24 protein-coding genes are annotated in these 22,691 nt (G+C 72.6%); 11 read left to right on the plus strand and 13 right to left on the minus strand.

Features of this window, described 5'->3' with window-relative positions; translation table 11 throughout:
* The first annotated feature begins 116 nt into the window (after window positions 1-116).
* Window positions 117-2,084, plus strand: a complete 1,968-nt coding sequence (locus OG736_RS08150; protein WP_327181848.1) for an APC family permease — start codon at window positions 117-119, stop codon at window positions 2,082-2,084.
* On the opposite strand, the gene OG736_RS08155 is transcribed toward OG736_RS08150, so the two are convergent.
* A complete protein-coding gene (locus OG736_RS08155; RefSeq protein WP_327181849.1) occupies window positions 2,081-2,632 on the minus strand; it encodes a SixA phosphatase family protein in 552 nt (183 codons plus the stop codon). The two genes, OG736_RS08150 and OG736_RS08155, sit on opposite strands and share 4 nt — an antisense overlap.
* A complete protein-coding gene (locus OG736_RS08160; protein ID WP_327181850.1) occupies window positions 2,629-3,387 on the minus strand; it encodes a hypothetical protein in 759 nt (252 codons plus the stop codon). Before OG736_RS08160 ends, OG736_RS08155 begins: the two co-directional genes overlap by 4 nt.
* Window positions 3,388-3,499: 112 nt before the next feature.
* On the opposite strand from OG736_RS08160, the gene OG736_RS08165 reads away from it, so the two are divergent.
* Both OG736_RS08165 and OG736_RS08170 read left to right on the plus strand, forming a co-directional pair.
* The gene (locus OG736_RS08165; RefSeq protein ID WP_327181851.1) at window positions 3,500-3,907 is read left to right on the plus strand and encodes a CoA-binding protein; all 408 of its coding nucleotides are present in this window, start codon (window positions 3,500-3,502) and stop codon (window positions 3,905-3,907) included.
* A 42-nt stretch (window positions 3,908-3,949) separates the two neighbouring features.
* Complete coding sequence (locus OG736_RS08170; protein WP_327187553.1) at window positions 3,950-5,167, plus strand: 4-hydroxybenzoate 3-monooxygenase; 1,218 nt, start codon at window positions 3,950-3,952, stop codon at window positions 5,165-5,167.
* A gap of 1 nt (window position 5,168) precedes the next feature.
* Here the strand turns inward: OG736_RS08170 and OG736_RS08175 are convergent, their stop codons facing one another.
* Window positions 5,169-5,528 carry an ArsR/SmtB family transcription factor gene (locus OG736_RS08175; protein ID WP_327181852.1) on the minus strand — a complete coding sequence of 120 codons (360 nt, stop codon included), beginning with the start codon at window positions 5,526-5,528 and terminating at the stop codon, window positions 5,169-5,171.
* Between the two features lie 61 nt (window positions 5,529-5,589).
* On the opposite strand from OG736_RS08175, the gene OG736_RS08180 reads away from it, so the two are divergent.
* Window positions 5,590-6,702, plus strand: coding sequence for a cation diffusion facilitator family transporter (locus OG736_RS08180; RefSeq protein ID WP_327181853.1), 1,113 nt, complete (start codon window positions 5,590-5,592; stop codon window positions 6,700-6,702).
* Window positions 6,703-6,704: 2 nt separating this feature from the next.
* Here OG736_RS08180 and OG736_RS08185 read toward each other — a convergent pair whose 3' ends face one another.
* Both OG736_RS08185 and OG736_RS08190 read right to left on the minus strand, forming a co-directional pair.
* Window positions 6,705-7,262 carry a YbaK/EbsC family protein gene (locus OG736_RS08185; protein WP_327181854.1) on the minus strand — a complete coding sequence of 186 codons (558 nt, stop codon included), beginning with the start codon at window positions 7,260-7,262 and terminating at the stop codon, window positions 6,705-6,707.
* A gap of 43 nt (window positions 7,263-7,305) precedes the next feature.
* Entirely contained in the window at window positions 7,306-7,878 is a 573-nt protein-coding gene (locus OG736_RS08190) for a helix-turn-helix domain-containing protein (RefSeq protein ID WP_327181855.1), read from the minus strand.
* A 106-nt stretch (window positions 7,879-7,984) separates the two neighbouring features.
* Here OG736_RS08190 and OG736_RS08195 point away from each other — a divergent pair, with 106 nt between their 5' ends.
* Window positions 7,985-8,842: an EamA family transporter gene (locus OG736_RS08195; RefSeq protein WP_327181856.1), complete on the plus strand. Its 858-nt coding sequence runs from the start codon at window positions 7,985-7,987 to the stop codon at window positions 8,840-8,842.
* A gap of 1 nt (window position 8,843) precedes the next feature.
* Here the strand turns inward: OG736_RS08195 and OG736_RS08200 are convergent, their stop codons facing one another.
* Window positions 8,844-9,635 carry an acyltransferase gene (locus OG736_RS08200; protein WP_327181857.1) on the minus strand — a complete coding sequence of 264 codons (792 nt, stop codon included), beginning with the start codon at window positions 9,633-9,635 and terminating at the stop codon, window positions 8,844-8,846.
* A gap of 76 nt (window positions 9,636-9,711) precedes the next feature.
* Here OG736_RS08200 and OG736_RS08205 point away from each other — a divergent pair, with 76 nt between their 5' ends.
* On the plus strand, window positions 9,712-10,239 hold the full coding sequence (locus OG736_RS08205) for a gamma carbonic anhydrase family protein (protein ID WP_327181858.1): 528 nt from the start codon (window positions 9,712-9,714) through the stop codon (window positions 10,237-10,239).
* Between the two features lie 10 nt (window positions 10,240-10,249).
* Here the strand turns inward: OG736_RS08205 and OG736_RS08210 are convergent, their stop codons facing one another.
* Window positions 10,250-10,903 (minus strand): DedA family protein, encoded by a 654-nt coding sequence (locus OG736_RS08210; protein WP_327181859.1) that lies wholly within the window; start codon window positions 10,901-10,903, stop codon window positions 10,250-10,252.
* A 202-nt stretch (window positions 10,904-11,105) separates the two neighbouring features.
* Here OG736_RS08210 and OG736_RS08215 point away from each other — a divergent pair, with 202 nt between their 5' ends.
* Window positions 11,106-11,519 carry a hypothetical protein gene (locus OG736_RS08215; RefSeq protein WP_327181860.1) on the plus strand — a complete coding sequence of 138 codons (414 nt, stop codon included), beginning with the start codon at window positions 11,106-11,108 and terminating at the stop codon, window positions 11,517-11,519.
* Between the two features lie 102 nt (window positions 11,520-11,621).
* Here the strand turns inward: OG736_RS08215 and OG736_RS08220 are convergent, their stop codons facing one another.
* The gene (locus tag OG736_RS08220; RefSeq protein WP_327181861.1) at window positions 11,622-13,532 is read right to left on the minus strand and encodes an RICIN domain-containing protein; all 1,911 of its coding nucleotides are present in this window, start codon (window positions 13,530-13,532) and stop codon (window positions 11,622-11,624) included.
* 398 nt (window positions 13,533-13,930) lie between these two features.
* Between OG736_RS08220 and galU the strand changes: the two genes are divergently transcribed.
* The gene (galU, locus tag OG736_RS08225) at window positions 13,931-14,869 is read left to right on the plus strand and encodes a UTP--glucose-1-phosphate uridylyltransferase GalU (RefSeq protein ID WP_327181862.1); all 939 of its coding nucleotides are present in this window, start codon (window positions 13,931-13,933) and stop codon (window positions 14,867-14,869) included.
* Between the two features lie 106 nt (window positions 14,870-14,975).
* On the opposite strand, the gene OG736_RS08230 is transcribed toward galU, so the two are convergent.
* Window positions 14,976-15,413, minus strand: coding sequence for a DUF4442 domain-containing protein (locus tag OG736_RS08230; RefSeq protein ID WP_327187554.1), 438 nt, complete (start codon window positions 15,411-15,413; stop codon window positions 14,976-14,978).
* A gap of 248 nt (window positions 15,414-15,661) precedes the next feature.
* Here OG736_RS08230 and OG736_RS08235 point away from each other — a divergent pair, with 248 nt between their 5' ends.
* Entirely contained in the window at window positions 15,662-16,705 is a 1,044-nt protein-coding gene (locus OG736_RS08235; protein ID WP_327181863.1) for a DUF8017 domain-containing protein, read from the plus strand.
* Between the two features lie 144 nt (window positions 16,706-16,849).
* Here the strand turns inward: OG736_RS08235 and OG736_RS08240 are convergent, their stop codons facing one another.
* Together OG736_RS08240 and tuf are read right to left on the minus strand one after the other, a co-directional pair.
* On the minus strand, window positions 16,850-17,641 hold the full coding sequence (locus tag OG736_RS08240) for a spermidine synthase (RefSeq protein WP_327187555.1): 792 nt from the start codon (window positions 17,639-17,641) through the stop codon (window positions 16,850-16,852).
* Window positions 17,642-17,783: 142 nt separating this feature from the next.
* Entirely contained in the window at window positions 17,784-18,965 is a 1,182-nt protein-coding gene (tuf, locus tag OG736_RS08245; protein WP_327181864.1) for an elongation factor Tu, read from the minus strand.
* 266 nt (window positions 18,966-19,231) lie between these two features.
* Here tuf and OG736_RS08250 point away from each other — a divergent pair, with 266 nt between their 5' ends.
* Entirely contained in the window at window positions 19,232-19,792 is a 561-nt protein-coding gene (locus OG736_RS08250; protein WP_327181865.1) for a hypothetical protein, read from the plus strand.
* A 4-nt stretch (window positions 19,793-19,796) separates the two neighbouring features.
* Here the strand turns inward: OG736_RS08250 and OG736_RS08255 are convergent, their stop codons facing one another.
* The gene (locus OG736_RS08255; protein ID WP_327181866.1) at window positions 19,797-20,525 is read right to left on the minus strand and encodes a DNA alkylation repair protein; all 729 of its coding nucleotides are present in this window, start codon (window positions 20,523-20,525) and stop codon (window positions 19,797-19,799) included.
* A gap of 49 nt (window positions 20,526-20,574) precedes the next feature.
* On the opposite strand from OG736_RS08255, the gene OG736_RS08260 reads away from it, so the two are divergent.
* Window positions 20,575-21,384 (plus strand): TVP38/TMEM64 family protein, encoded by an 810-nt coding sequence (locus OG736_RS08260; protein WP_327181867.1) that lies wholly within the window; start codon window positions 20,575-20,577, stop codon window positions 21,382-21,384.
* Window positions 21,385-21,427: 43 nt separating this feature from the next.
* On the opposite strand, the gene OG736_RS08265 is transcribed toward OG736_RS08260, so the two are convergent.
* Window positions 21,428-22,597, minus strand: a complete 1,170-nt coding sequence (locus OG736_RS08265; protein ID WP_327181868.1) for a thiolase family protein — start codon at window positions 22,595-22,597, stop codon at window positions 21,428-21,430.
* Window positions 22,598-22,691: the final 94 nt, after the last annotated feature.

Genomic DNA, 22,691 nt, shown 5'->3' on the forward strand with positions numbered 1-22,691 from the left:
CAGCCTAAGCGGTGATCGCTGAGTCGCCGTCGCCGGAGGGTCGGGCGACGATGTGCGGGACGACCGAGGGTGGTGACCGTGGAACACGGCCCGACCGATCGCAGGGAGCGCGCAGCATGACCGGCACCCGGGTGAAGGGGAGCGGAGCGGGTCAGGCGTCCTCCCGGTGGCGGACGTGGCTCCTGGAGGGGCTCAGCGAGCAGACCGCCCGTCACCCGGGCCCGCACGCCACCCCGCAGGCGGCGGAGAAGGGCCACCGCTGGTGGCGGGTGATGTGCCTGACCGGTGTCGACTACTTCTCCACACTCGGCTACCAGCCGGGGATCGCCGCCCTCGCGGCCGGTCTGCTGTCCCCGCTCGCGACGCTGGTGCTGATCGCGCTGACGCTGCTCGGCGCGCTGCCGGTGTACCGCCGGGTGGCGCACGAGAGCCCGCACGGCGAGGGCTCGATCGCCATGCTGGAGCGGCTGCTGCCGTGGTGGTCGGGGAAGATCCTCGTGCTGGTGCTGCTGGGGTTCGCGGCCACCGACTTCATGATCACGATCACGCTGTCGTCCGCGGACGCCGCCGCGCACGTCGTGGAGAACCCGTTCGCCCCGCACTGGATGACCGACGGCAACGAGTGGATCACGCTGCTGCTGGTCGGCGCGCTGGGCGCGGTGTTCCTCAAGGGATTCCGGGAGGCCATCGGCATCGCGGTGCCGATGGTGGCGTCCTATCTCGCGCTGAACGTCGTGGTGCTCGGCGTCTCCGCCTGGGAGATCCTCACGCACCCCGCGCGGATCGGCGACTGGACCGACGCCATGACCGCCGAGCACTCCTCGCCGTGGGCCATGGTCGGCGTGGCGGTGCTGGTCTTCCCGAAGCTGGCGCTCGGCATGTCCGGCTTCGAGACCGGCGTGGCGGTGATGCCGCAGGTCAAGGGTGATCCGACGGACACCTGGGAGGAGCCGAGGGGGCGGGTGCGGGACACCCGCAAGCTGCTCACCACGGCCGCGCTGATCATGAGCTGCTTCCTGCTGCTGTCCAGTCTGGCGACGACGATCCTCATCCCGCAGGACGACTTCGAGAGCGGCGGCCCGGCGAACGGACGGGCGCTGGCCTACCTCGCGCACGAGCATCTGGGCGAGGCCTTCGGCACGGTCTACGACGTCTCCACGATCGCGATCCTGTGGTTCGCGGGAGCCTCCGCGCTGGCCGGTCTGCTGAACCTCGTCCCGCGCTATCTGCCCCGCTACGGCATGGCGCCCGAATGGACGCGCGCGGTGCGCCCCCTGGTGCTGGTGTTCATGGCGGCCGCCGTCTGCATCACCCTGTGGTTCAACGCGAACGTCGACGACCAGAGCGGCGCCTACGCGACCGGCGTGCTGGTGCTGATGCTGTCGGCTGCGTTCGCGTCGACCGTGGCCGTGCACCGGCGGAGCCGCCGTCGGGCCGCGCTCGGCTTCGGCGCGATCACGGCCGTCTTCGCCTACACGCTCGTCGCGAACGTCATCGAGCGACCGGACGGCATCAGAATCGCGGCGATCTTCATCTTCGCCATCCTCGTCACGTCGTTCGCCTCCCGGCTGCGTCGCGCCTTCGAACTGCGCGTCGCCGGGATCACCTTCGACGAGGTGGCGGCCCGGTTCGTCGACGGGGCCGCGCGGCACGGCCCCCTCCAGCTCATCGCCCACGAGCCGCGGGAACACAGCACGCGCGCGTACCGCTCCAAGGAGGGGGAGCAACGCGAGCACACCCCGATCCCCGGCGGCGGCCCGGTGCTCTTCCTGGAGGTGTTCGTGCGGGACTCCTCCGACTTCACGGCGGACGTCACCGTGCGCGGAGACGAGAAGCACGGGGTCCGCCGGCTGCGCGTCTCCGGTCCCACGGTGCCCAATGCCATCGCCGCGGTCCTGCTGGCCCTGCGCGACCGCACCGGTCAGGTGCCGCACGCGTACTTCAGCTGGACCGAGGGCAACCCGGTCGGCCAGCTGATCCGGTTCCTCGTCTTCGGCGACGGCGAGGTCGCCCCGGTCACCCGCGAGGTGCTGCGGCGCGCGGAGCCCGATCCGGGGCGGCGGCCGCGCGTGCACGTCGGCTAGCCCTCCCGCGGCTTCCGGCCTCTCGGCACGGTCATCGACGTCAGCAGGGCCGTGCCCGGCGCCAGGGACCGCCAGCCGGGCCCGTACCAGGCCAGGACGGCGATCGCCGACGTCGGGAACTTCAGCCGCACCTCGGCCAGGGCCTCGCCCGGACCGTCCCCGGCCAGGTCGAGGACCAGTTCCTCCAGGCCGGGGTTGTGCCCGACCAGCAGCAGTGTCCCGACCTCGGCGGGCGTCTCGTGGACGACCTCCAGGAGCTCACGGGCGACGGCCCCGTAGAGCCGCGGGTCGAAGCGCACCGGGGGCGGGGTGTCCCACTCGGCGGCGGCCAGTTCCCAGGTCCCGCGGGCGCGGACGGCGGTGGAGCACAGGGCGAGGTCCGGGACGCAGCCGGCTTCGGCGAGCGCCCGGCCCGCGGCCGGCGCGTCCCGAAGGCCGCGCGGGGCGAGCGGCCGCTCGTGGTCGGGGACGCCGTCCGGCCAGGCCGACTTGGCGTGCCGCAGCACCACCAGCCGGCGCGGGGGTGTCCCCCGGCCGGGCCCGTTCACGCCGGGGCTCCGAGGTCGCGGGTGAGTTCGAGGCCGAGGAGACGGTCGGCGTAGGCGTAGCTCTCGAAGCGGGCGCCGTCCGGCAGCTCGGGCCCGGCGGCCTCCACCGACCGCAGTACCCGCAGCACCTCGGGCAGGTCCAGGTCGTCCTCCCAGGCGGTACGCAGCCGCCCGCGCACGGCGTCGGGAACCGGCCGCGAGGGCCGCCGCGCCCACTCGGCGACGGCTCGCCGCCAGCCTGCGAGGGTGTCTCGGGCCTCGCCCAGCGCGTCCGCGTCGAGTCGCAGGGGCTGGTTGCGGGGCCGGGAGAGGAGGGCCAGCCGCAGGACGGCGAAGTCGGGGTCCGTTCCCCCGGGGACCCGGCCCGGTCCCGATCCCCCTGGCACCGCGCCCTCCGTCGGCGCGACGGCGACACACACCCCGTCGGGGACCGGGCCCCCCTCCTCCACCACGTGCAGGATCTGCGCCTCCCCCACTCCGGCGCCCGCGCCGAGGTCGCGGCCGTCCTCGAAGGGGTGCATGCCGAGGGCGGTGGCGCCCGCCCGGAGTTCCGCCTGATCGCGTTCGCCGGACAGCAGCGCCCACACGGGCGTGCCGCCGAGTTCCAGCGCGCGCACGAGCAGATCGGCGACGAGAAGGACCCGGAGCGACCCGGCCCCGTACCCCGAGGCATGCGCCTCCACCCGGGTCAGGCCACGGCGGACGGGGGCGGCGACGACGGGCTCGCCGGTTCGGGCATCGATGAGGCTCAGCACGTGGCGAGCCTAGGCGGGCGGGCGCGACTTCGCAGGCAGGGGCCGGAATCAGGGTGCGGCGCGAGCTGTTGCAGTCGAGGACTGTTCCTTTCCGATCTCAAGGAGGCCGCCGGTGCACGGCGACGAGGCAACGATCCGCAGGATCCTCACCGGACTCGGCGACACCTGGGCCGTCGTGGGCCTGTCGACGAACCGCGGGCGGGCGGCCTACGGGGTCGCCGAGGTGCTCCAGCGCTTCGGGAAGCGGGTCGTGCCCGTCCACCCGAAGGCGGAGACGGTGCACGGGGAGCAGGGGTACGCCTCCCTCGCGGACATCCCCTTCGAGGTGGACGTCGTCGACGTCTTCGTCAACGGCGAGCTCGCGGGTGCCGTCGCGGACGAGGCGGTCGCCAAGGGCGCGAAGGCGGTGTGGTTCCAGCTCGGCGTCGTCGACGAGGCGGCCTACGCCCGGACCCGGGCCGCGGGCCTGGAGATGGTCATGGACCGCTGCCCGGCGATCGAGATTCCCCGGCTGGGCTGACCGGCCGGTGTTCTCCGGGCCGTGTCGGAGGGCCCGCCCATAATGTGCGGGGTGACCACCAACTCCCCTTCCCCCCACCACACTCCGGTCGTCGTCGTGGGCGCGGGCCCCGCAGGTCTCACTGTCGGCAACATCCTGCGGGCCGCGTCCGTCGACTGCGTCGTACTGGAGACGGAGAGCCGTGAGTTCATCGAACGGCGGCCGCGCGCCGGAGTCCTCGAGGAGCGGGTCGTCCGCGGACTGCGGCAACGGGGCCTGGCCCAGAACCTGTTGGCGCGGGCCCAGCAGCACTCCGCGTGCGAGTTCCGCTTCGGCGGCGAGCGCTACCGCTTCTCCTACACGGAGCTGACAGGCCATCACCACTGGGTGTATCCACAGCCGTTGCTGGTGAAGGATCTCGTCCACGAGTACGTCGACGTACGCGGCGGCGACGCCCGCTTCTCGGTGCGCGACGTCGAGCTGCACGACCTCGACACGGGCCGTCCCTCGGTGTCGTACATCTGCCCCGACACCACTGAACGGCAGGTGCTGACCTGCGACTTCGTGGTCGGCGCCGACGGGGCGCGCGGGGTCAGCCGGGCCGCGCTGGTGCCGGAGCACGCCCGGATCGCGCGGCACGACTACGGCACAGGCTGGCTTGCGCTGCTCGCCGAGGCGCCGCCGTCCTCCGACTGCGTCCTGTTCGGTGTCCATCCGAACGGGTTCGCCGGGCACATGGCCCGCAGTCCCGACGTGACCCGGTACTACCTCCAGTGCCCGCCCGGCGACGACCCGGAGAACTGGTCCCACGACCGCGTCTGGTCCGAGCTGCACCAGCGCCTCGAGGGCGCCGGGGCCCCGCCGCTCACCGAGGGGCGGCTGATCGAGAAGCGCGTGCTGGACATGCACGACTACGTGGTCGAACCGATGACGTACGGGCGGCTCTTCCTGGCCGGGGACTCGGCCCACCTCGTCGCACCCATCGCCGCGAAGGGCATGAACCTCGCCCTGCACGACGCGTTCCTGCTGGGCGACGCGCTGGTGGCGTATCTCGACGGGGGCGCCGGGGACGGCCTGGACGACTACTCGCAGGCGTGTCTGCGCCGGGTCTGGGACTACCAGGAGTTCTCGCAGTGGCTGTCCGAGGTCTACCACGGGACCGCGGCCGGCGACCCGTTCCGCGCGGGTACGACGTTCGCCCGGCTGCGCCGCCTGTTCACATCCCCCGCCGCCGCTGCCGCCTTCGCGGAGCAGTACCTGGGAACGGCCGAGCACCACTGAGTCAGTCGTGCGGCGGCTCGTCCCCGAGCCGGTGGTCCGCCACGTTCAGCGCCTCGTCCACCAGGCGGCGCAGATGGCCGCCGGAGAGCGAGTAGACCACCCGGCGGCCCTCCTTGCGGGTGTTCACCAGCCCGGCCAGCCGCAGCCGCGCCAGATGCTGGCTGACCGCCGGCCGGGCCGCTCCGACGCCGTCCGTCAGGGTCGTCACATCGGCCTCGCCGGCGGTCAGCGCGTGCAGCAGGGCGAGCCGGGTGCGGTCGCCGAGCAGGGCGAGAAGCTCCGCCGCGAGGGCGAACTGCTCCTCGCCGGGTGTGCGCGGATGCGCATGGTGTGCAGGTGACAGGTGCATGCGTGCGCTCATAAGCACATAATGGCGGTGTGGACGGGCACGCGTCCACCTCGGCGCAGCGGAAGGGATCGACGTGAGCGAGCGGCACGACCACGAACACGGACACCGGCACGACCGCGGGCACCATCACGACCACGCCCACGAGCACCCGCACCACCACTCCGCCCCCTCCTCCTCTTCCCCCTCCCCCTCCCCCTCTCCGGGGCTGCGCCACCGCGTCGCCCACCTCCTCACCCCGCACTCGCACGAGAGCGCCGACAAACTCGACCCGGCGCTGGAGTCCTCGGCCCGGGGCATGCGCGCGCTGTGGGTCTCGTTGGCCGTACTGGGCGTGACGGCCGTCGCGCAGGCGGTCGTGGTCGCGCTGTCCGGGTCGGTGGCGCTGCTCGGCGACACGGTGCACAACACGGCGGACGCGCTGACGGCCGTACCGCTGGGCATCGCCTTCGTGCTGGGCCGGCGGGCGGCCACCCGCCGTTTCACCTACGGCTACGGGCGGGCGGAGGACCTGGCGGGCATCGCGATCGTGCTGACGATCGCCGCGTCGGCGGCCTTCGCGGGATGGACCGCGGTCGAGCGGCTGATGAACCCGCGCCCCGTCGAGCAGGTCGGCGCGGTCGCCGTGGCCGCGCTGGCCGGCTTCGCGGGCAACGAGTGGGTCGCGCGCTACCGCATCCGGGTCGGCCGTTCGATCGGCTCGGCCGCGCTGGTCGCGGACGGGCTGCACGCCCGCACGGACGGGTTCACCTCGCTGGCGGTGCTGCTGGGCGCGGGCGGCTCGGCGCTGGGGTGGCAACTCGCGGACCCGGTGGTGGGGTTGGCGATCACTGCGGCGATCGCGCTGGTGCTGCGTGACGCGGCACGCGAGGTGTTCCGCCGGGTGATGGACGCCGTCGACCCGGCGCTGGTCGACCGGGCCGAGCATGCGCTGGGGGAGGTCGAAGGCGTGCGCGCGGTCGGCGAGTTGCGGCTGCGCTGGATCGGGCACCGGCTGCGGGCCGAGGTGGCGGTCGTCGTGGACGGCGAGGCGACGGTACGCGAGGCCCACGGGATCGCCGTGGCGGCCGAACACGCCCTGCTGCACGCCGTGCCGCGCCTGACGGCCGCGCTGGTCCACGCGGATCCGGCGCCGGTACCCGGCGAGGACGACCCGCATCTGGCCCTCGCCCATCACACGGCGGCCTGAGCTCAGGCCACTCCGAGCCCCTCCAGCACCACCGCGCCCGGCAGTTCGGCGAACGCCTTGCCCGGCACCAGCAGCTTCCCGCGCCGACGCCCGCTGCCCACCAGGACGTACGGCAGGTCGACGACGGCGGAGTCCACCAACACCGGCCAGTCGGCGGGGAGTCCGAGCGGCGTGATGCCGCCGTACTCCATGCCGGTCTCCCCCACCGCCGTGTCCATCGCCGCGAACGAGGCCTTACGGGCGCCGAGTCGACGGCGCACGACCCCGTTGACGTCGACCCGGGTGGTGGACAGCACGACACACGCGGCGAGGGTCGTCTCGCCGCCCCGCTTGCCGGCGACCACCACGCAGTTGGCGGACTGCTCCAGCAGCTCCCGGCCGTAGTGCTCCACGAAGACGGCGGTGTCCGCCCACTGCGGGTCGGTGTCGACGTGGACGAACTCGGCGGCGGGCACGCTGCCGCTCCAGCGGCGTACGGCGTCGGCGACCGGGCCGACCAGCTCGTCGAGGCAGTCGGGGGCGGGCGTGGCGGTGTCGAAGTGTCCGATGGGTGCGCGCATGACCGCACGCTAACAAGAGCCGCCCGCCGGCGGCCGCGCCGTCTCAGTGCACGGGTGGCACCGAGACGGCCATCACCATCTCCATCGGCACCTCGCCCCGGTTGCCGTAGACATGCGGGACGTTGGCCTCGAACGAGGCGCTCGCGCCGGTCGGGACGCGGTGCTCCTCGCCGTCCACGGTGAGCGTGAGTTCACCCGCGGTGACGTGCACGAGCTCGACCGTGCCGACGGGGTGGGGCTCCGAGAGGCTGCTCTCCCCCGGCATCAGCAGCCAGTCCCACATCTCCAGCGGCCCGGGCGCCTCCGTGCCGGCGAGCAGCCGGTTGTAGCTGCCGGCGTCGGTGTGCCACAGCCGTACCGCCTGATCGGCCGGGACGATCCGGACCTTCGCGCCTCGTTCGTAGTCGAGGAGGGTGGTGACGCTGACGCCGAGCGCGTCACCGATCTTGACGACCGTGCCGATGCTCGGATTGGTGCGGGCCTGCTCGATCTGGATGAGCATCCCGCGGCTGACACCCGCCCGGGCGGCGAGCACGTCCAGCGTGAAGCCGCGCACCGCGCGCCAGTGCTTGACGTTGCGCGCCAGCGACTGGGTCAGGAGTTCGAGGTCCGACACATTCCGTCCACTTCGGGAGTCCAATATTCTGGATGCCAGGATTCACTTCCCTGTACTACCGTGGGGTGCACCTGATCGTGCACCGAACTGTACTGCGAGGGACCCCGTGACAGCACTCTTCGCCCTGGCCACCAGCCTCCTGTGGGGCCTGGCCGACTTCGGTGGCGGACTGCTGACACGCCGGGCCCCGGCGCTCACCGTCGTCGTGGTCTCGCAGTCGATCGCGGCCGTGGTCCTCGGCGCGATCGTGGTCGCCACCGGGGGCTGGAGCGAGGCCGGCCCCCGCCTCTGGTTCGCGGTCGCGGCCGGGCTGGTGGGCCCGGTCGCCCTGTTCTCCTTCTACAAGGCGCTGGCTCTCGGCCCCATGGGAGTCGTCTCTCCCCTGGCCACCCTCAGCGTGGCGGTACCGGTCTCCGTCGGGCTGATCCTCGGCGAGCGGCCGGGACTCGTCCAGGTGGCGGGCATCGCGGTCGCGGTGGTCGGGGTCGTCCTGGCGGGCGGCCCGCAGCTGAGGGGCGCCCCGGTGCAGCGCCGGGCCGTCCTGCTCACCCTGGTCGCGGCGCTCGGCTTCGGCACGGTGTTCGTCCTGATCACCGAGGCGTCCACGACCGTCACCGGCCTGTTCCTGGCCCTGTTCGTGCAGCGCGTGACCAACGTGGCCACCGGCGGTGCGGCGCTGTACCTGGCCGTCCGGCGCGGGGCGCCCGCGCTTCCCGAGGGAGGTCTGGCCCGGTCCTCGCTGCCGGCGTACGGGTTCGTCGGGCTGGCCGACGTCGCAGCGAACGGCACCTACGCCGTCGCCGCCCAGCACGGCCCCGTCACGGTGGCCGCGGTGCTCGCCTCGCTCTACCCCGTGGTGACCGCCCTCGCCGCGCGCGGCTTCCTGCGGGAGCGGCTGCGCGCGGTCCAGGCGGCGGGCGCGGGCCTCGCCCTGGTGGGCACGCTGCTGCTGGCGGCCGGGTGACCTAGGGTTCCAGCCGGGCGAGCGCCGCCGCCGTCTCCTCGTCCAGTTCCGACAGCGCGACCAGTTGGTCCGAGGTGACCCCGTCCGGGATCGGCACCGGTGCCGGGGTGCGCAGCGGCGGCTGCCAGCCCTCGGCGGGCGTCCAGCGCCGTACGACCTTGGCGGGCGCCCCCGCGACGACGCTGTGGTCGGGCACCGAGCCGCGTACCACCGCCCCGGCCGCGACGACGACGTTCCGTCCGATCCGCGCACCCGGCAGGATCACGGCCCCGGTGCCGATCCAGCACCCCGGGCCGATCTCCACGGGCTCCATGCGGGGCCACTGCTTGCCGATGGGCTCGTGCGGATCGTCGTAGGAGTGGTTCGTGGACGTGACGTAGACATACGGGCCGAAGTAGCAGTCGCTGCCGATGGTGACCGTGGTGTCGGCGATGACATGGCTGCCCCGGCCGAGCACCACGCCGTCGCCGAGCCGCAGGATCGGGTCAGGGCCGAGGTCCAGGTCGGGCATCAGACCGGCGGTCAGGGTGACCTGTTCACCGACGATGCAGTGCGCGCCGAGGTGGATCCAGGGCTCCCCGAAGACCGTGCCGAGCGGGAAGGCGAGCCGGGTGGCCGGGCCGATCGAGCCGAAGCGGAAACGTCCGGGGTGCTCTGCCGTGACGGAGCCCGTGCGCTGCACCCACGCCCAGCCCGAGTGGACGGCGCGCTGCACCAGTCGGCGCCGCCATGACGAGAACGTGTTCCAGGGCTTCGGCACCCGCTCACCGTACTCAGCGCGCGGTGCGCCCATACGCCCACGGCCCTGTGATCTTCGCCCCACCGGGTGGCGTACGGTGCGGTGGGACGACCGACACGAGGAGACGGTGATGACGCACAAGGCGCTGATCGTGGGCATCGGCGGCAGGGAACCGAAGATCGACGCCGAGGCGTTCGTGGCGCCGACGGCCTCGGTGATCGGGGACGTGACGCTGGAGGCGGGCGCGAGCGTCTGGTACGGGGCCGTCGTGCGCGGCGACGTGGAGCGGATCACCGTGCGGGCCGACGCCAACATCCAGGACAACGTGACGCTGCACGCCGACCCCGGCTTTCCGGTGACGATCGGCGAGCGGGTGTCCGTCGGCCACAACGCCGTCGTGCACGGGGCGACGATCGGGGACGACTGCCTCATCGGGATGGGAGCGACCGTGCTCAACGGGGCGGTGATCGGGGCGGGTTCGCTGGTCGCCGCGCAGGCGCTCGTGCCCCAGGGGATGGAGATCCCCCCGGGATCGCTGGTCGCGGGGGTACCGGCCAAGGTCAGGCGGGAGTTGAGCGAGGAGGAGCGGCAGGGTGTGACCCTGAACGGCACGCTGTACGCGGACCTCGCGAAGGCCCACGGGAAGGTGCACGAGTAGGGCGGACCGCCTACTCGGCGGCGGCGGGCACGGTCTCCGCTTCAGCCTCTTGCGAGGCGCTCTGCATCTTCTTCGCCTTGCGCTTGAGGATCAGCATCGACGTCAGGCCGATCAGCACCGCCGCCACCAGGCCCAGGTACGAGAACTTCTTCAGCCACGACTCCGCCACGACGCCCACGTAGTAGATGACGGCCGTGGTGCCGCCCGCCCAGGCGATGCCGCCGAGGACGTTGGCGACGAGGAACTTCCAGTACGGCATGTGCAGCACGCCCGCGAGCGGGCCGGCGAAGATACGCAGCAGGGCGACGAACCGGCCGAAGAAGACGGCCCACATGCCCCACTTCTCGAAGGACCGCTCGGCGGTGGCGATATGGCCCTCGCCGAAGTGCCGGGGGAACTTCCCGCCGAGCCAGGCGAGCAGCGGACGTCCGCCCTTGCGGCCGATGGCGTAGCCGATGGAGTCGCCGATCACGGCGCCCGCGGTGGCGCACGCGCCGAGGACGACGGGGTTGATGCCGCCGTGCTGGGAGGACAGCAGCGCGGCCGAGACCAGGACGATCTCGCCCGGCAGCGGGATGCCGAGGCTCTCGAGTCCGATCACCAGCCCGACGAGGGCGTAGACGGCGGCCGCGGGCACCGTGTCGAGCCATTCCTGCACGTGCACCGCGGGTTCCTCCCGTTTGACGTCCTTGGGCAGCCTTGCCTTCCCGGAAGCCTACCGGGTCGGCCGGACCCGGCCCGTCGCGTGGTGTAGCCCGCTACACCACGGATCCGGGGGCGGAGTCCCTCGTGACGACGGCGCCGTCACGTGATCGTGGTGGAGGAAGAACCCACCGTGCCCCCACCGTTCCGGAAAGGACCCCGCCATGGCCGTGAACCGCCGACGCGGACGCCGTACTGCCGTCATCGCCACCGCCGCGGCAGCCTTCGCGCTGACCGCCGGCCTGCTCACCGGCTGCGAGTTCGACGACTCCGTCGACTGCCTCTCGAACGCCGACGACATCACGGACAGCATCACGGCGATCAACAAGGCCGGAGCCGAGGCCATCGAGGATCCGACGAGGACGGAGGACTCCATCGACACCATCGAGAAGAACCTGGACAAGATCAACGACAAGTCGGACGACAGCTCGTCCGACGACAGCAAGGTCGACAAGGCGGTCGACAAGCTCCAGCAGGCCGTCGAGGACTACAACCAGGACATCCTCGACGGCGAGCGGCCCGACTCCGCCGAGATCGACAAGGCGGCCTCGGAGCTGAGGGACGTCTGCACCTCGTAGCCGGCGGCCGTCCGCGCGAGAAGAAGCGCGCGAGGGAAGCGCGCGAAGAAAGAAGGAAGGAGGGGCCACTCCCCTCGTGCGGCCCCTCCTTCCGGTCCCGGTTCAGTGACCGAGAGACCCGGTCACGCCCGCGACGACCTTCCCCAACGCGTCGGACACCGCGGCGGGCGCCGGGAGCGCGTCGAGGAGCGTGGCGGGTGCGGCCGCAGGCGCGGCCGGGCCGGCCGGCGGGTCGCAGCACTGCACCTGGGCGACCCTCGTCTCGAACTCCGGCGTCGGAGCCGTTTCGGCGGGCGCAGGTGCGGCGTCCGGGGCGAGGGGCCGGTCACCGTGCGGCGCCGGGAGGTCCGGGGCGCCGGATGTGCCCGGACCGGGCTGCTCCGCCGTACTGCGCGGCTCCGTGCCGGGCACTCCCGGCGCCGCCGCGGCCGCGTCGAACACCCACCGCTGCCCGCCGGAACCGTCCCGCTCGGTGACGACGACGGCCGCTCCCGGCTTGCCGGCGGCGCGCGCGACGACCAGTCCGTCGTCCCGCCGCAGCAGGAGTTCCCCACGGACGGTCAGGTCGAAGAACGTCTCGCCGGCGTGCACCAGGCAGCTGACCAGGGCGGTCGTCCGGTGGCCCGGGTCCGCGCCCAGGCACAGCGTCGGGTCGGCCGCGCTGCGCAGCAGCCCGTCGTCCTGGTACGACCACTGCTGGGACGCGGCCGACGAGCATCCCGCGAGGACGATTCCCGCACCGGGCCGGGCCAGGCCGCGGGCGGCGTCGAGGCAGAGCTCCGTGTCCGGGCTGCGCAGCCTGCCGTGCGCGACCTGGGCGGAGCGGGACGCGGAGGCGGCCGACGGGGATCCGGAGGGCGAGGGATCGTCGGAGCCGCCGGGCAGACCCCGTCCGCCGGTGGCCGGGGTGCTGTTCCCGCCGACGGGTGCGCCCCAGGTGGCCCCGGGGGCGGGGACACCGTTGTCATCGGACCAGCCCTTGGCCACGAGGACGGTCGCGATCAGCGCGAGCGAGGTCAGGCCCACACCCACCAGCACGGCCTTGGGCCGCCTGCCCGGCAGTTCGAGCAGCCCCGCCGAGGTCGTGCGGTGCCGGCCGCCTGCGACGGGCGGGCGCCGCGCGGCGGGCCCCGCCGGCACCGCGGGCCCGACCGACGCGCCGGCGGAGGCCGTGCGTCCGGGGCGCGAGTCGAGGTAGCGGCGGGCGCCCCAGCCCAGCACGGTCTCGACGAGCAGCATGTCGAGGCCGTCGTCGAAATGGCTGAGCTGTTCGGCGGCGTGCCGGCAGAAGCGGCAGTGCGCGAGATGCTGCCGGACATCGGGCAGCAGCGTTCCGCCGCGGCGCAGCGGAATGTCGAGGAGACGGTTGTAGAAGCGGCATTCGCTCGTCGGCGCGAGTTCCCGGTGGGCGCGTACACAGCCCGCCCTGAATTGTTCCCGTGCCTGTTCCAGGACGGCTGCCGCGGAGAGCTCGTCCACGCCGGACAGACCGGCCGGTACGGATATCGGGTCCGCCTCCACCTCTGTGTGCCACAAGAGGCATTGGGAGGCGGCCGGGAGCAACTGGAAAGACCGCTCGGCGAGTTGCCGCCTTTCGGCGGTCCCCGCCCGTGCGGCGCGCAGTCCGCGGCCGCCCACGGTTTTCCGCAGCTCCGGCAGAACGTCGACCACTCCGTCGGCGCCGGCCCATTTCCGGACCGTCTCCCGTACGGCGACGAGGAGTTGGGGACGCAGGGCGCCGCCGGTGCGGCCGTCCGCGAGCCGGCCCAGTACCTCGTGGAACGCGGCGGCGGCCACGAGCCGCGCCGTGTCCTCGGTGCCTGCCAGGCAGACGGTCGCGTAGTCGTGGGCCGCCCGCCAGTGGCGGGCGAACAGCAGGGCGACCGCACGGGCACGCCCGTCGTCGCCGGCGGGCCGGGCGGCCAGCAGGGCGGCGAGCTGGGGATCGGAATCCCCGGGGGTCCAGCCGGGGCGGGGCGGGTAGGGCGGGCGTGGGGGGTTGGGGGATTGCACGGAACCATTTCCTTCCAAGCCGACGAACGGCACGGAAAAGCACGGTGTCGGAAAGCAGGTGCCTGATTGGTGCGTACCTTTGGCCTGACCAGGCACGTTGACCTGATCCGGCCCGTCCGTAAGGGGAGGCTCACCTTCGCACACGCGCCTCACAGGAAACAAGGAGTTCGAGTGACCCAAGTTCAAAGCGCGGCAATTTCAGATAAGTTACCGGCGGTATCCGCACCCGCATTCGAAATGGCGCCCGGATCCCCGGACTCAACTTGTGTACACGCAAAGCCGGATGGCACACCGAATCTCCAACTTCCGGCCCGGAGCGGCCGGCCGCTCCGGCGCAGGGACGGCCCACAGGAATCTCCGAGGTGACTCTCGGGGTACTCCCATCCCCGTGGGACAGCATGATCCGCATGAGCGCCCCCCACTCCGCACCCAGTGTCCGCAAAGCAGTCGTCCCGGCCGCCGGCCTCGGCACCCGCTTCCTGCCCGCCACCAAGGCGACGCCGAAGGAGATGCTGCCGGTGGTCGACAAGCCGGCCATCCAGTACGTCGTCGAGGAGGCGGCCGCCGCGGGTCTGGACGACGTCCTGATGGTCACGGGCCGACACAAGCGGGCCATCGAGGACCACTTCGACCACGCCTTCGAACTGGAGCAGGCGCTCGCCGCCAAGGGCGACACCGTCCGGCTGGACGCGGTGCGCGATCCGGCCCGGCTCGCCGACATCCACCACATCCGGCAGGGTGACCCGCTCGGGCTCGGTCACGCGGTGCTCTGCGCCCGGAACCACGTCGGCGACCAGCCGTTCGCGGTGCTGCTGGGAGACGACCTCATCGACCCGCGGGAGACCCTGCTCAGCCAGATGCTCGAGGTCCGCGACCGGTACGCCGGCAGCGTGGTCGCCCTGATGGAGGTCCCGCCGGAGCAGGTCCACCTCTACGGCTGCGCGGCCGTGGAGCCGTCCGGCGAGGACGGGGTGGTGCGCGTCACCGGTCTGGTGGAGAAGCCCGCGCGCGAGGACGCGCCCAGCCGGTACGCGGTCATCGGACGGTACGTCCTGGACCCGGCCGTCTTCGACGTCCTGGAGCGCACCGCTCCCGGCCGCGGCGGCGAGATCCAGCTCACCGACGCCCTCCAGGAACTCGCGGCGGGCGGCACGGTGCACGGCGTGATCTTCTCGGGCCGCCGATACGACACGGGCGACAAGGCGGACTATCTGCGCACGGTCGTCCGCCTGGCCTGCGACCGGCCCGACCTGGGGCCGGAGTTCGTCGCCTGGCTGAAGGAGTTCGTGGCGGGCCTGGAGGACGGCGACGCGGCCCGGGAACGGCTGGCGGCCTGACCGGCGCGTGGCGGGTGGAGGGTGGCGGGAAGTGCCCCACCGGGCCCCGATGTCGCCGTGACCGGGGCCGTCACCCTCGCAGGACGCCGCTCGCGCGCTCGGCCGATCAGCTGTTGGGACGCAGGGTCCAGGTCACCGTCATCTCGCCGGTCACCGCCCCGTCGGCGCGGCGGATCTCGATCGCGACCGGGAACTCGGGCCGCTCCCCCGCGTCGAGCTGCGCGACGACCTCGGCGGCCGGGCGGCCCAGCGTGGCGGTGGCGGTGACCGCTCCCATGGCCAGCTTGCGGTAGGCGATCTCGGCGCCGACGGCGAGCGGTACCGCGCGGGAGAGCTGGTCGCCGAAAGCGGCGAGGACGATCGCGCCGCTGGCGGACTCGCCGAGCGTGAACATCGCCCCGGCGTGCGGCCCGCCCACGTGGTTGTGGAACTCGCCCTGGTCGGGCAGGGCGACCACGGCCTTCTCCGGACCGGCCTCGAGGAACTCGAGGTTCAGGGTCCGCGCCATGGGCACCGTGGCGGCGAGCATCTCGCCGATGGACATCTGGTCTGCGCTCATGACCACGATGTTACCTGTGAGTAGCTTCAGCTGGCCAGACCGGTGTGCCGATCGCCGTACGCCCTCGCGGCCCTCCGGTGTCCAGGGCGGTCGCCGAGGGGGTCCCGGAAGCCGCAATCCGGAAGTTCGGGGACAGAGTTCTCGTGTGCCGGCCCTCCGCGTCCCGATTCGGTACGTCCCTGACAAGGGGCGGTGACCGAATCGTGTCCCGGACGGCACTAGGGTTTCTGGCCATGTGGCCAGGACAGCAGCCGCCCGGGGGAGAGCAGAACCCGCAGGCGCAGAACAACCCGTACCAGCAGCCCGGATACCAGCAGCCGAATCCGTATCAGCAGCCCGGCTACCAGCAACAGCCCGACCAGCAGCCCAACCCCTACGCCCAGCAACCGCAGTGGGGCGCCCCGTCGCCCGCGGGCGCGCCCACGCCGCCGCCCGGCGCAAACGGCTCAGGCGGTGGCAACCGGACGAAGCTGATCGCGATCGTCGCGGCCATGGCCGTCGTCGTGGCCGCCGGTGTCACCGGGTTCCTGGTGCTGGGCGACGACGACAAGGTCGACGCGGGCAAGGGCAGTGCGAGCCCCACGGTCTCCACGTCCGGTTCCGCCTCGCCTTCCGGCTCCTCCTCGACCGGCACCGACGACAACCCGCGCAGCAACGAGACCGCGAAGGCGACCGTCGCCGGCTGGAAGGTCGTGGTGAACCCCAAGTGGGGCATCGCCTTCGACGTGCCGGCGGACTGGGAGGTCCAGTCGCCGGGGCTCAGCCAGGGCTTCGAGTGGGAGGACAAGGAGCAGTCCGACGGCTACGACCAGATCCTCCAGGGGGGTACGGCCGAGTTCAAGTCGAAGTGGTGCTCCACGGACTCCGACAAGGACGGCAAGACCGAGGACACCGCGCTGGCCGTGGTCGGCAGCAAAGGCGCCGAAGGCGCGAAGAGCACCGACGAGATCGCCATCAACACGCCCGCCTGGTGGGTCTTCGGCGGCTACACCGAGCCGGACAAGAAGAGCCTGACCTTCGAGAAGAAGGCCACCGCCTTCACGACCGCCTCCGGCATCGTGGGCAGTTACGCCTGGGCCCAGTCGACGAACACGCCCCAGAAGGGCAAGTGCGACAGCGACGGCAAGGCGATCACGTTCGGCTTCAAGAACTCCAACGGCGACTACGTGTCGTGGAACCTGTACGGGGCCAAGGGCGTGAAGGACGAACTCCCGAAGGCCACGATCATGCAGATCCTCAGCACCGTACGGCTGAACGGGACACCGACGCAGAACTAGCCGCCACCGGCCACCGGCGCTCACCGGGTCACCGGTCACACACCGCGGAACCCCCGCGAGGACGGCCGGCCGGTGACCGGTCCGGCGGTTCCCCGCGGGGCGCCCGCGGCGCTGCGGCGGTACCCGCCGCTCAGCCGACGCCGCTCAGCCGATGCCGAACGCGCCCTCGGGAGGTTCCGGGGACGGTACGGCGTCCTCGTCTCGTACCGGGCGGGCGTCGCCTATGAAGCGGCGCAGTCCGGGGCCGTGCTCGACCCGGGCCGGGAAGGCGTCGGCGGCGGTGCGGCGGGCCAGGGTGGTCACGTCGAGCGGACGGTGCGCGGCGACGAGCACCGCGTTGCCGAACCGGCGGCCGCGCAGTACGGCGGGCTCGGCGATGAGGGCGAGTTCCTCGAACACCGCGGCGAAGTTGGCGAGCTGGGACCGCAGGAAGCCGAACGGCGCCGCGTCGGCGAGGTTCGCCAGATAGACGCCGTCGCGGCGCAGGACCCGTCCGGCCTCCTGGGCGTAGGTCAGGGACGTCAGATGGGCGGGGACGCGGGAGCCGCCGAAGACATCGGCGACGAGCGCGTCGGCGGAGCCGTCCGGGGCCGCTTCCAGCCACTCCCGCGCGTCGGCCGCGTGCAGCGCGATGCCGGCTCCGGCCGGGACCGGCAGGTGCGCGGCGATCAGCTCCAGCAGCCCGCGGTCGAACTCGACGACGTCCTGCCGGGAACCCGGCCGGGTCGCGGCCAGATACCGGGGCAGGGTGAGCGCGCCGCCGCCGAGATGCAGGACGTCCAGGGGCCGTCCCGCCTCGGCGACGGTGTCCAGGACGTGCCCGAGGCGGCGCGCGTACTCGAACTCCAGGTACGTCGGCTCGTCCAGGTCGACGTACGACTGCGGCGCCCCGTCGACGGTCAGCAGCCAGGCCCGCTCCCGGTCCACGTCGGGCATCAGCTTGGCGGTGCCGTGGTCGACGGCGCGGGAGACGGGTATGGGCTCGTCGTTCACCGTCCCATTGTGCCTGCGGGCCACGCCCCCGAAGGAGCACGGCCCGCAGGCCCCCGCGCACGTCGGCCACGGACACCGGCCGCCCTCACAGCACGGCTGTCACGGTTCCCGCCCCCACGGTCCGCCCGCCCTCGCGGATGGCGAAGCCGAGACCGGGCTCCAGCGGAACCTCACGTCCCAGTTCGACGGTCATGCCGACCGTGTCCCCGGGCCGCGCGACCGGGATCTCGCCCAGGTCCACGTCCCCGACGACGTCCGCCGTACGGATGTAGAACTGCGGCCGGTAGCCGGTCGAGACGGGCGTGGTGCGGCCCCCCTCCCGCCCGGACAGGACGTACACCTGCGCCGTGAACCGCCGGCTGGGCACCACGCTCCCCGGCGCCACCGCCACATGACCCCGCCGGACGGCGTCCCGGGGCACGCCGCGCAGCAGCAGCGCCACGTTGTCCCCGGCCTGCGCCTCCTCCATCGGCTTCCCGAAGGTCTCGATGCCCGTCACCACGGTCTCGACACCGGCGCCGAGCACCTGCACCTGGTCCCCCAGGCGGAGCGTCCCGCGCTCCACGGCGCCGGTGACGACCGTCCCCCGGCCGGTGATGGTGAGCACGTTCTCCACGGGCAGCAGGAACGGCGCGTCCAGATACCGCTCGGGCATGGGCACATAGGTGTCCACCGCGTCGAGCAGCGCGTCGATCGACGCCGTCCAGCGGGGGTCGCCGGCCAGGGCCCGCAGCCCCGACACCCTGACGACGGGCGCTGAGTCACCGCCGTAGCCGTGCTCGGTGAGCAGGTCGCGGACCTCCAGTTCGACCAGGTCGATCAACTCGGTGTCGTCCCCGTCGACGACGGCGTCGGCCTTGTTGAGCGCGACCACGATGTGGTCGACGCCCACCTGGCGGGCGAGCAGGACGTGTTCGGCGGTCTGCGGCATGATCCCGTCGAGCGCGGAGACGACGAGGATCGCCCCGTCGAGCTGCGCGGCCCCGGTGACCATGTTCTTGACGTAGTCGGCGTGGCCCGGCATGTCCACGTGCGCGTAGTGACGGGTGTCGGTCTCGTACTCGACGTGCGCGATGTTGATGGTGATACCGCGCGCGGCCTCCTCCGGGGCCCGGTCGATACGGTCGAACGGAACGAAGGCGCCGGTGCCGCGGTCGGCGAGGACCTTGGTGATGGCGGCGGTCAGGGTGGTCTTGCCGTGGTCCACGTGTCCCATGGTGCCGATGTTGAGGTGTGGTTTGGTCCGCACGTAAGCGGTCTTGGGCATGGCTGTACCTCGAAGCGTGTCCGTAGGAAGTGGGGACCCCGGCGAACTGACCGACCCTCCCCCTGCGGGGTCCGCCGGACAATCCGGAGAGGGTCAGCTTCGGGCGCCGTCGACAGCGGCCATGAGGAGTGGAACGGCAGCCTTCGGCGTATCCGCGACCGCGGATGCTGCGAGGAGGAAGGCGTACCGGAACATGGTGCCGATCATCGCCGACGGTTCGTTCGGCGTCGAATGGTTTTCGCCGGATGGGGAGGGTTACGGTCCTGATGAACGACATCGGCACGACGGAGTCGTGGGAGCGGTGGTGGGAGCTGCTGCCGGAGGGGGTCCGCGAGCAGGTCGACGGGTACGTCCTCCAGGACGCCCTGATGTCGGCGATCCGCACCGTCTGGGTGGCCGGACGGGCTCGCGGCGTCGGCCTCCACGAGGCACAACTCGTCGTCCACGAGCGCTATCTGCACCACGGTGACCGGATCGCCCGCACCCCCGACGATCCACTGGACCTGGATTCGCTCGGCGCCCGCGCGGCCGGTGCGCCGGGGCGGGTCGTGGCGATCGAGGTCGTCTGGGACGGGGACACGGTCCACGACTGGTTCGTGATCCTGTACGCCGTCACCGCCGACCCCGAGGGCGAGCAGGCGCTGGCCACCGTCTACCGGCGCACGGCGGAACGGCACCTCGACGATACGGATCCCGCGCTGCACCACCCCTGCGCGGCCGTCGCCGACAAGGTGGGCAGGGCCCTGGCCGCGCGCCTGTCGGTGCCCTTCCACTTCGCGAGCCCGGACACCCCGGACGACGAGGCGCCCCGCCTGCGGCCGGCGTGAACCGCTAGGCGGTGTCCCCGATGTTCTTCAGCGCCTCACGCACCGTCAGCGGCGCGAGGCGTTCCCGTTCGCGGGTGACGAAGGCGCGGACGGCCGCCGGGTCGGTCTTGGCGTACTCGCGCAGGGCCCAGCCGATGGCCTTGCGGATGAAGAAGTCCGGGTGGGCGGACCGGCGCAGACAGTGGGCGAAGAGACGGTCGGTGTCGGTGCGTTCCTTGTAGCGGAGCTGGTGGAGCAGGGCGGTACGGGCGACCCACAGGTCCTCGTCGGCGATCCAGAGGTCCATGTCGGCGCCGAGCCGGGGGTCGGCCGCGACGAGCGTGCCGACCACGTGGGCGGCGAGCAGGTCGACCGTGTCCCACCAGGACGTCGTGGTCACCAGCCGGCGTGCCACGGGCAGGAAAGCCGACGACAGGCGTGGCGCGTGCCGGCGCAGGTAGTCGACGGCGAAGTAGTGGTACTCGCGCTGCGGCAGCGCCCAGCAGCGCAGCGCGATCGCCGTGCAGTCGGCCTCGTCGGGGCGGGGCGTGCCCGCCAGGACGGTGCGGGACAGGGCCCGGCGGGCGGGGGTGGGGTGGCCGAGGAAGGGGGCCACGTCCTTCATGTACGCGCGCATGGCCGCCGCCCGGCCCGGGTCGGCCGCGGCGCCGTACACGGTCGTCAGCCGCTCCAGCACGATGTCGGCGAGAACGCTGTCCGGCACGCCGATCGCGACCGCACCTGTGACCGTCATGAGACGAACCATACGGCGATCACACATGTCCGTCGGTTAGTGTCGCGGGATGCTCGATGCCACCACCCGCTCTGGGGGCACCGCCACGGCCACTCCCCGGGCCACCGTCACGGAGCTCGTCGTCCCCACGCTCGCTCCCGTGCCCGTCATCGCGTCCGTCGCTCCGACGGTCGACGCACCCGGCGGCCTCGCCGCGCGCTGCGCGAGAGTGCTGCGCTCGCCCTGGTCCCGTTTCGCGCTGCTGGTCACGCTGCTGGCGGCGGCCGCGTCGAGCGTGCTGCTCTTCGAGCCGCAGAAGCTCCTCGCGGACGGCTGGCCACCCCAGTTGGGCGGTGTCACGGCGGCCGCGGTCTTCGCGGTGGCGTACGGACTGTGCACGGTGGCGTTCGTGCCCCGACCGCTGCTGAACCTGGCCGCGGGCGCCCTCTTCGGTTCGCAGTGGGGCGTCGCCGCGGCGCTGGCGGGCACGGTACTGGGAGCCGGGATCGCCTTCGGGCTCGGCCGGGTGCTCGGGCAGGACGCGCTACGGCCGCTGCTGCGCGGACGGCTGCTCAAGGCGGCGGACGGTCAGCTGAGCCGGCACGGCATGCGCTCGATGCTGGCGGCCCGGCTGTTCCCGGGGGTGCCGTTCTGGGCCGCGAACTACTGCGCCGCCGTCTCCCGCATGGGCTGGCTGTCCTTCCTGGTGGCGACCGCGCTGGGCTCGATCCCGAACACCGCCGCCTACGTCGTCGCCGGGGCCCGTGCCTCCTCCCCGACCTCCCCGGCCTTCCTGATCGCCATGGCCTGCATCACCCTGCCGGCGCTGGTCGGCGCGGTGGTGGCCTGGCGCAAGCGCCACCACCTGCGCCGCCCGTAGGCGCCCGCCGCCCCCGGCTTCGCGGCCCCTGCCCGTCGGCCGGCTACACGGATTCCAGCACCATCGCGTTGGCGAGCCCGCCCGCCTCACACATCGTCTGCAGGGCGTAGCGGGCGCCGCGTTCCCGCATCGCGTGGACGAGCGTCGTCGTCAGCCGGGTGCCGCTCGCGCCGAGCGGGTGTCCGAGCGCGATCGCGCCGCCGTGCACATTGACCTTGTCGAGGTCCGCGCCGGTCTCCTGCCGCCAGGCCAGGACCACGCTGGAGAACGCCTCGTTGACCTCGAAGAGGTCGATGTCGTCGAGCCGTAGCCCGGCCCTGCGCAGCACCTTCTCGGTCGCCGGGATCACGCCGGTCAGCATCAGCAGCGGATCCGAGCCGGTGACCGCGAAGCTGTGCAGCCGGGCGAGCGGGCGCAGGCCGAGGCGGGCGGCGGTCTCGCCGGAGGTGATCAGCACGGCCGAGGCGCCGTCGTTGACCGGGCTCGCGTTGCCCGCGGTGACGTTCCACTCGATCTGCGGGAAGCGCTCGGCGAAGGCCGGGTCGTAGTAGGCGGGTTTGAGGCCGGCGAGGATCTCGGGGGTGCTCCCGGGCCGTACGCACTCGTCGCGCGAGACGCCGTCCAGAGGCGCGACCTCGGCGTCGAAGAGCCCCTGTGCCCAGGCCTCGGCGGCCTTGCGGTGCGAGGAGACGGCGAAGCCGTCCATCTGCTCCCGCGTGATCGACCACTTGGCGGCGATGAGCTCGGAGCTGATGCCCTGCGGGACGAGGCCCTCCGGGTAGCGCGCTGCGACGCCGGGGCCGAAAGGGTCCTTGCCCGGCGGCACGTTGGACCACATCGGCACCCGGCTCATCGACTCGACACCGCAGGCGACGACGAGGTCGTAGGCGCCGGAGATGACGCCCTGGGCCGCGAAGTGCACGGCCTGCTGGGAGGAGCCGCACTGCCGGTCGACGGTGGTCGCGGGGACCGTCTCCGGGAAGCCGGCCGAGAGCAGCGCGTAGCGGGTGGTGTTCATGGCCTGCTCGCCGACCTGGTCGACGGTGCCGCCGATCACGTCGTCGATCAGCGCGGGATCGACGCCGGAGCGGTCGACGAGGGTGCGCAGGGTGTGGGCGAGGAGTTCGACGGGGTGGACGTGGGCGAGGGAGCCGTTCGGCTTGCCCTTGCCGATCGGGGTGCGTACGGCTTCGACGATGACTGCGTCACGCATGTGCGATGCCTCCATGACGAGCACACGAGCAGGGAAACTACCGGTGAGTAGGAAATCTGAACTCACCATAAACCTGAGGGTTGGAAAATCCAAC

Origin of the sequence: Streptomyces sp. NBC_01334, assembly GCF_035983595.1 — a bacterium.
GTDB classification, from domain to species: Bacteria; Actinomycetota; Actinomycetes; order Streptomycetales; family Streptomycetaceae; genus Streptomyces; species Streptomyces coriariae.

What these genes read in the sequence shown, in the direction of transcription:
- galU (WP_327181862.1), top strand. Translation starts at nt 13,931, where the DNA reads ATGATCCGCATGAGCGCCCCCCACTCCGCACCCAGTGTCCGCAAAGCA.
- OG736_RS08260 (WP_327181867.1), top strand. Translation starts at nt 20,575, where the DNA reads ATGCTCGATGCCACCACCCGCTCTGGGGGCACCGCCACGGCCACTCCC.
- OG736_RS08255 (WP_327181866.1), bottom strand. Translation starts at nt 20,525, where the DNA reads ATGACGGTCACAGGTGCGGTCGCGATCGGCGTGCCGGACAGCGTTCTC.
- OG736_RS08250 (WP_327181865.1), top strand. Translation starts at nt 19,232, where the DNA reads ATGAACGACATCGGCACGACGGAGTCGTGGGAGCGGTGGTGGGAGCTG.
- OG736_RS08265 (WP_327181868.1), bottom strand. Translation starts at nt 22,597, where the DNA reads ATGCGTGACGCAGTCATCGTCGAAGCCGTACGCACCCCGATCGGCAAG.
- OG736_RS08230 (WP_327187554.1), bottom strand. Translation starts at nt 15,413, where the DNA reads ATGTCCATCGGCGAGATGCTCGCCGCCACGGTGCCCATGGCGCGGACC.
- tuf (WP_327181864.1), bottom strand. Translation starts at nt 18,965, where the DNA reads ATGCCCAAGACCGCTTACGTGCGGACCAAACCACACCTCAACATCGGC.
- OG736_RS08240 (WP_327187555.1), bottom strand. Translation starts at nt 17,641, where the DNA reads ATGCCCGACGTGGACCGGGAGCGGGCCTGGCTGCTGACCGTCGACGGG.
- OG736_RS08175 (WP_327181852.1), bottom strand. Translation starts at nt 5,528, where the DNA reads ATGAGCGCACGCATGCACCTGTCACCTGCACACCATGCGCATCCGCGC.
- OG736_RS08235 (WP_327181863.1), top strand. Translation starts at nt 15,662, where the DNA reads ATGTGGCCAGGACAGCAGCCGCCCGGGGGAGAGCAGAACCCGCAGGCG.
- OG736_RS08170 (WP_327187553.1), top strand. Translation starts at nt 3,950, where the DNA reads ATGTGCGGGGTGACCACCAACTCCCCTTCCCCCCACCACACTCCGGTC.
- OG736_RS08185 (WP_327181854.1), bottom strand. Translation starts at nt 7,262, where the DNA reads ATGCGCGCACCCATCGGACACTTCGACACCGCCACGCCCGCCCCCGAC.
- OG736_RS08200 (WP_327181857.1), bottom strand. Translation starts at nt 9,635, where the DNA reads ATGGGCGCACCGCGCGCTGAGTACGGTGAGCGGGTGCCGAAGCCCTGG.
- OG736_RS08205 (WP_327181858.1), top strand. Translation starts at nt 9,712, where the DNA reads ATGACGCACAAGGCGCTGATCGTGGGCATCGGCGGCAGGGAACCGAAG.
- OG736_RS08215 (WP_327181860.1), top strand. Translation starts at nt 11,106, where the DNA reads ATGGCCGTGAACCGCCGACGCGGACGCCGTACTGCCGTCATCGCCACC.
- OG736_RS08150 (WP_327181848.1), top strand. Translation starts at nt 117, where the DNA reads ATGACCGGCACCCGGGTGAAGGGGAGCGGAGCGGGTCAGGCGTCCTCC.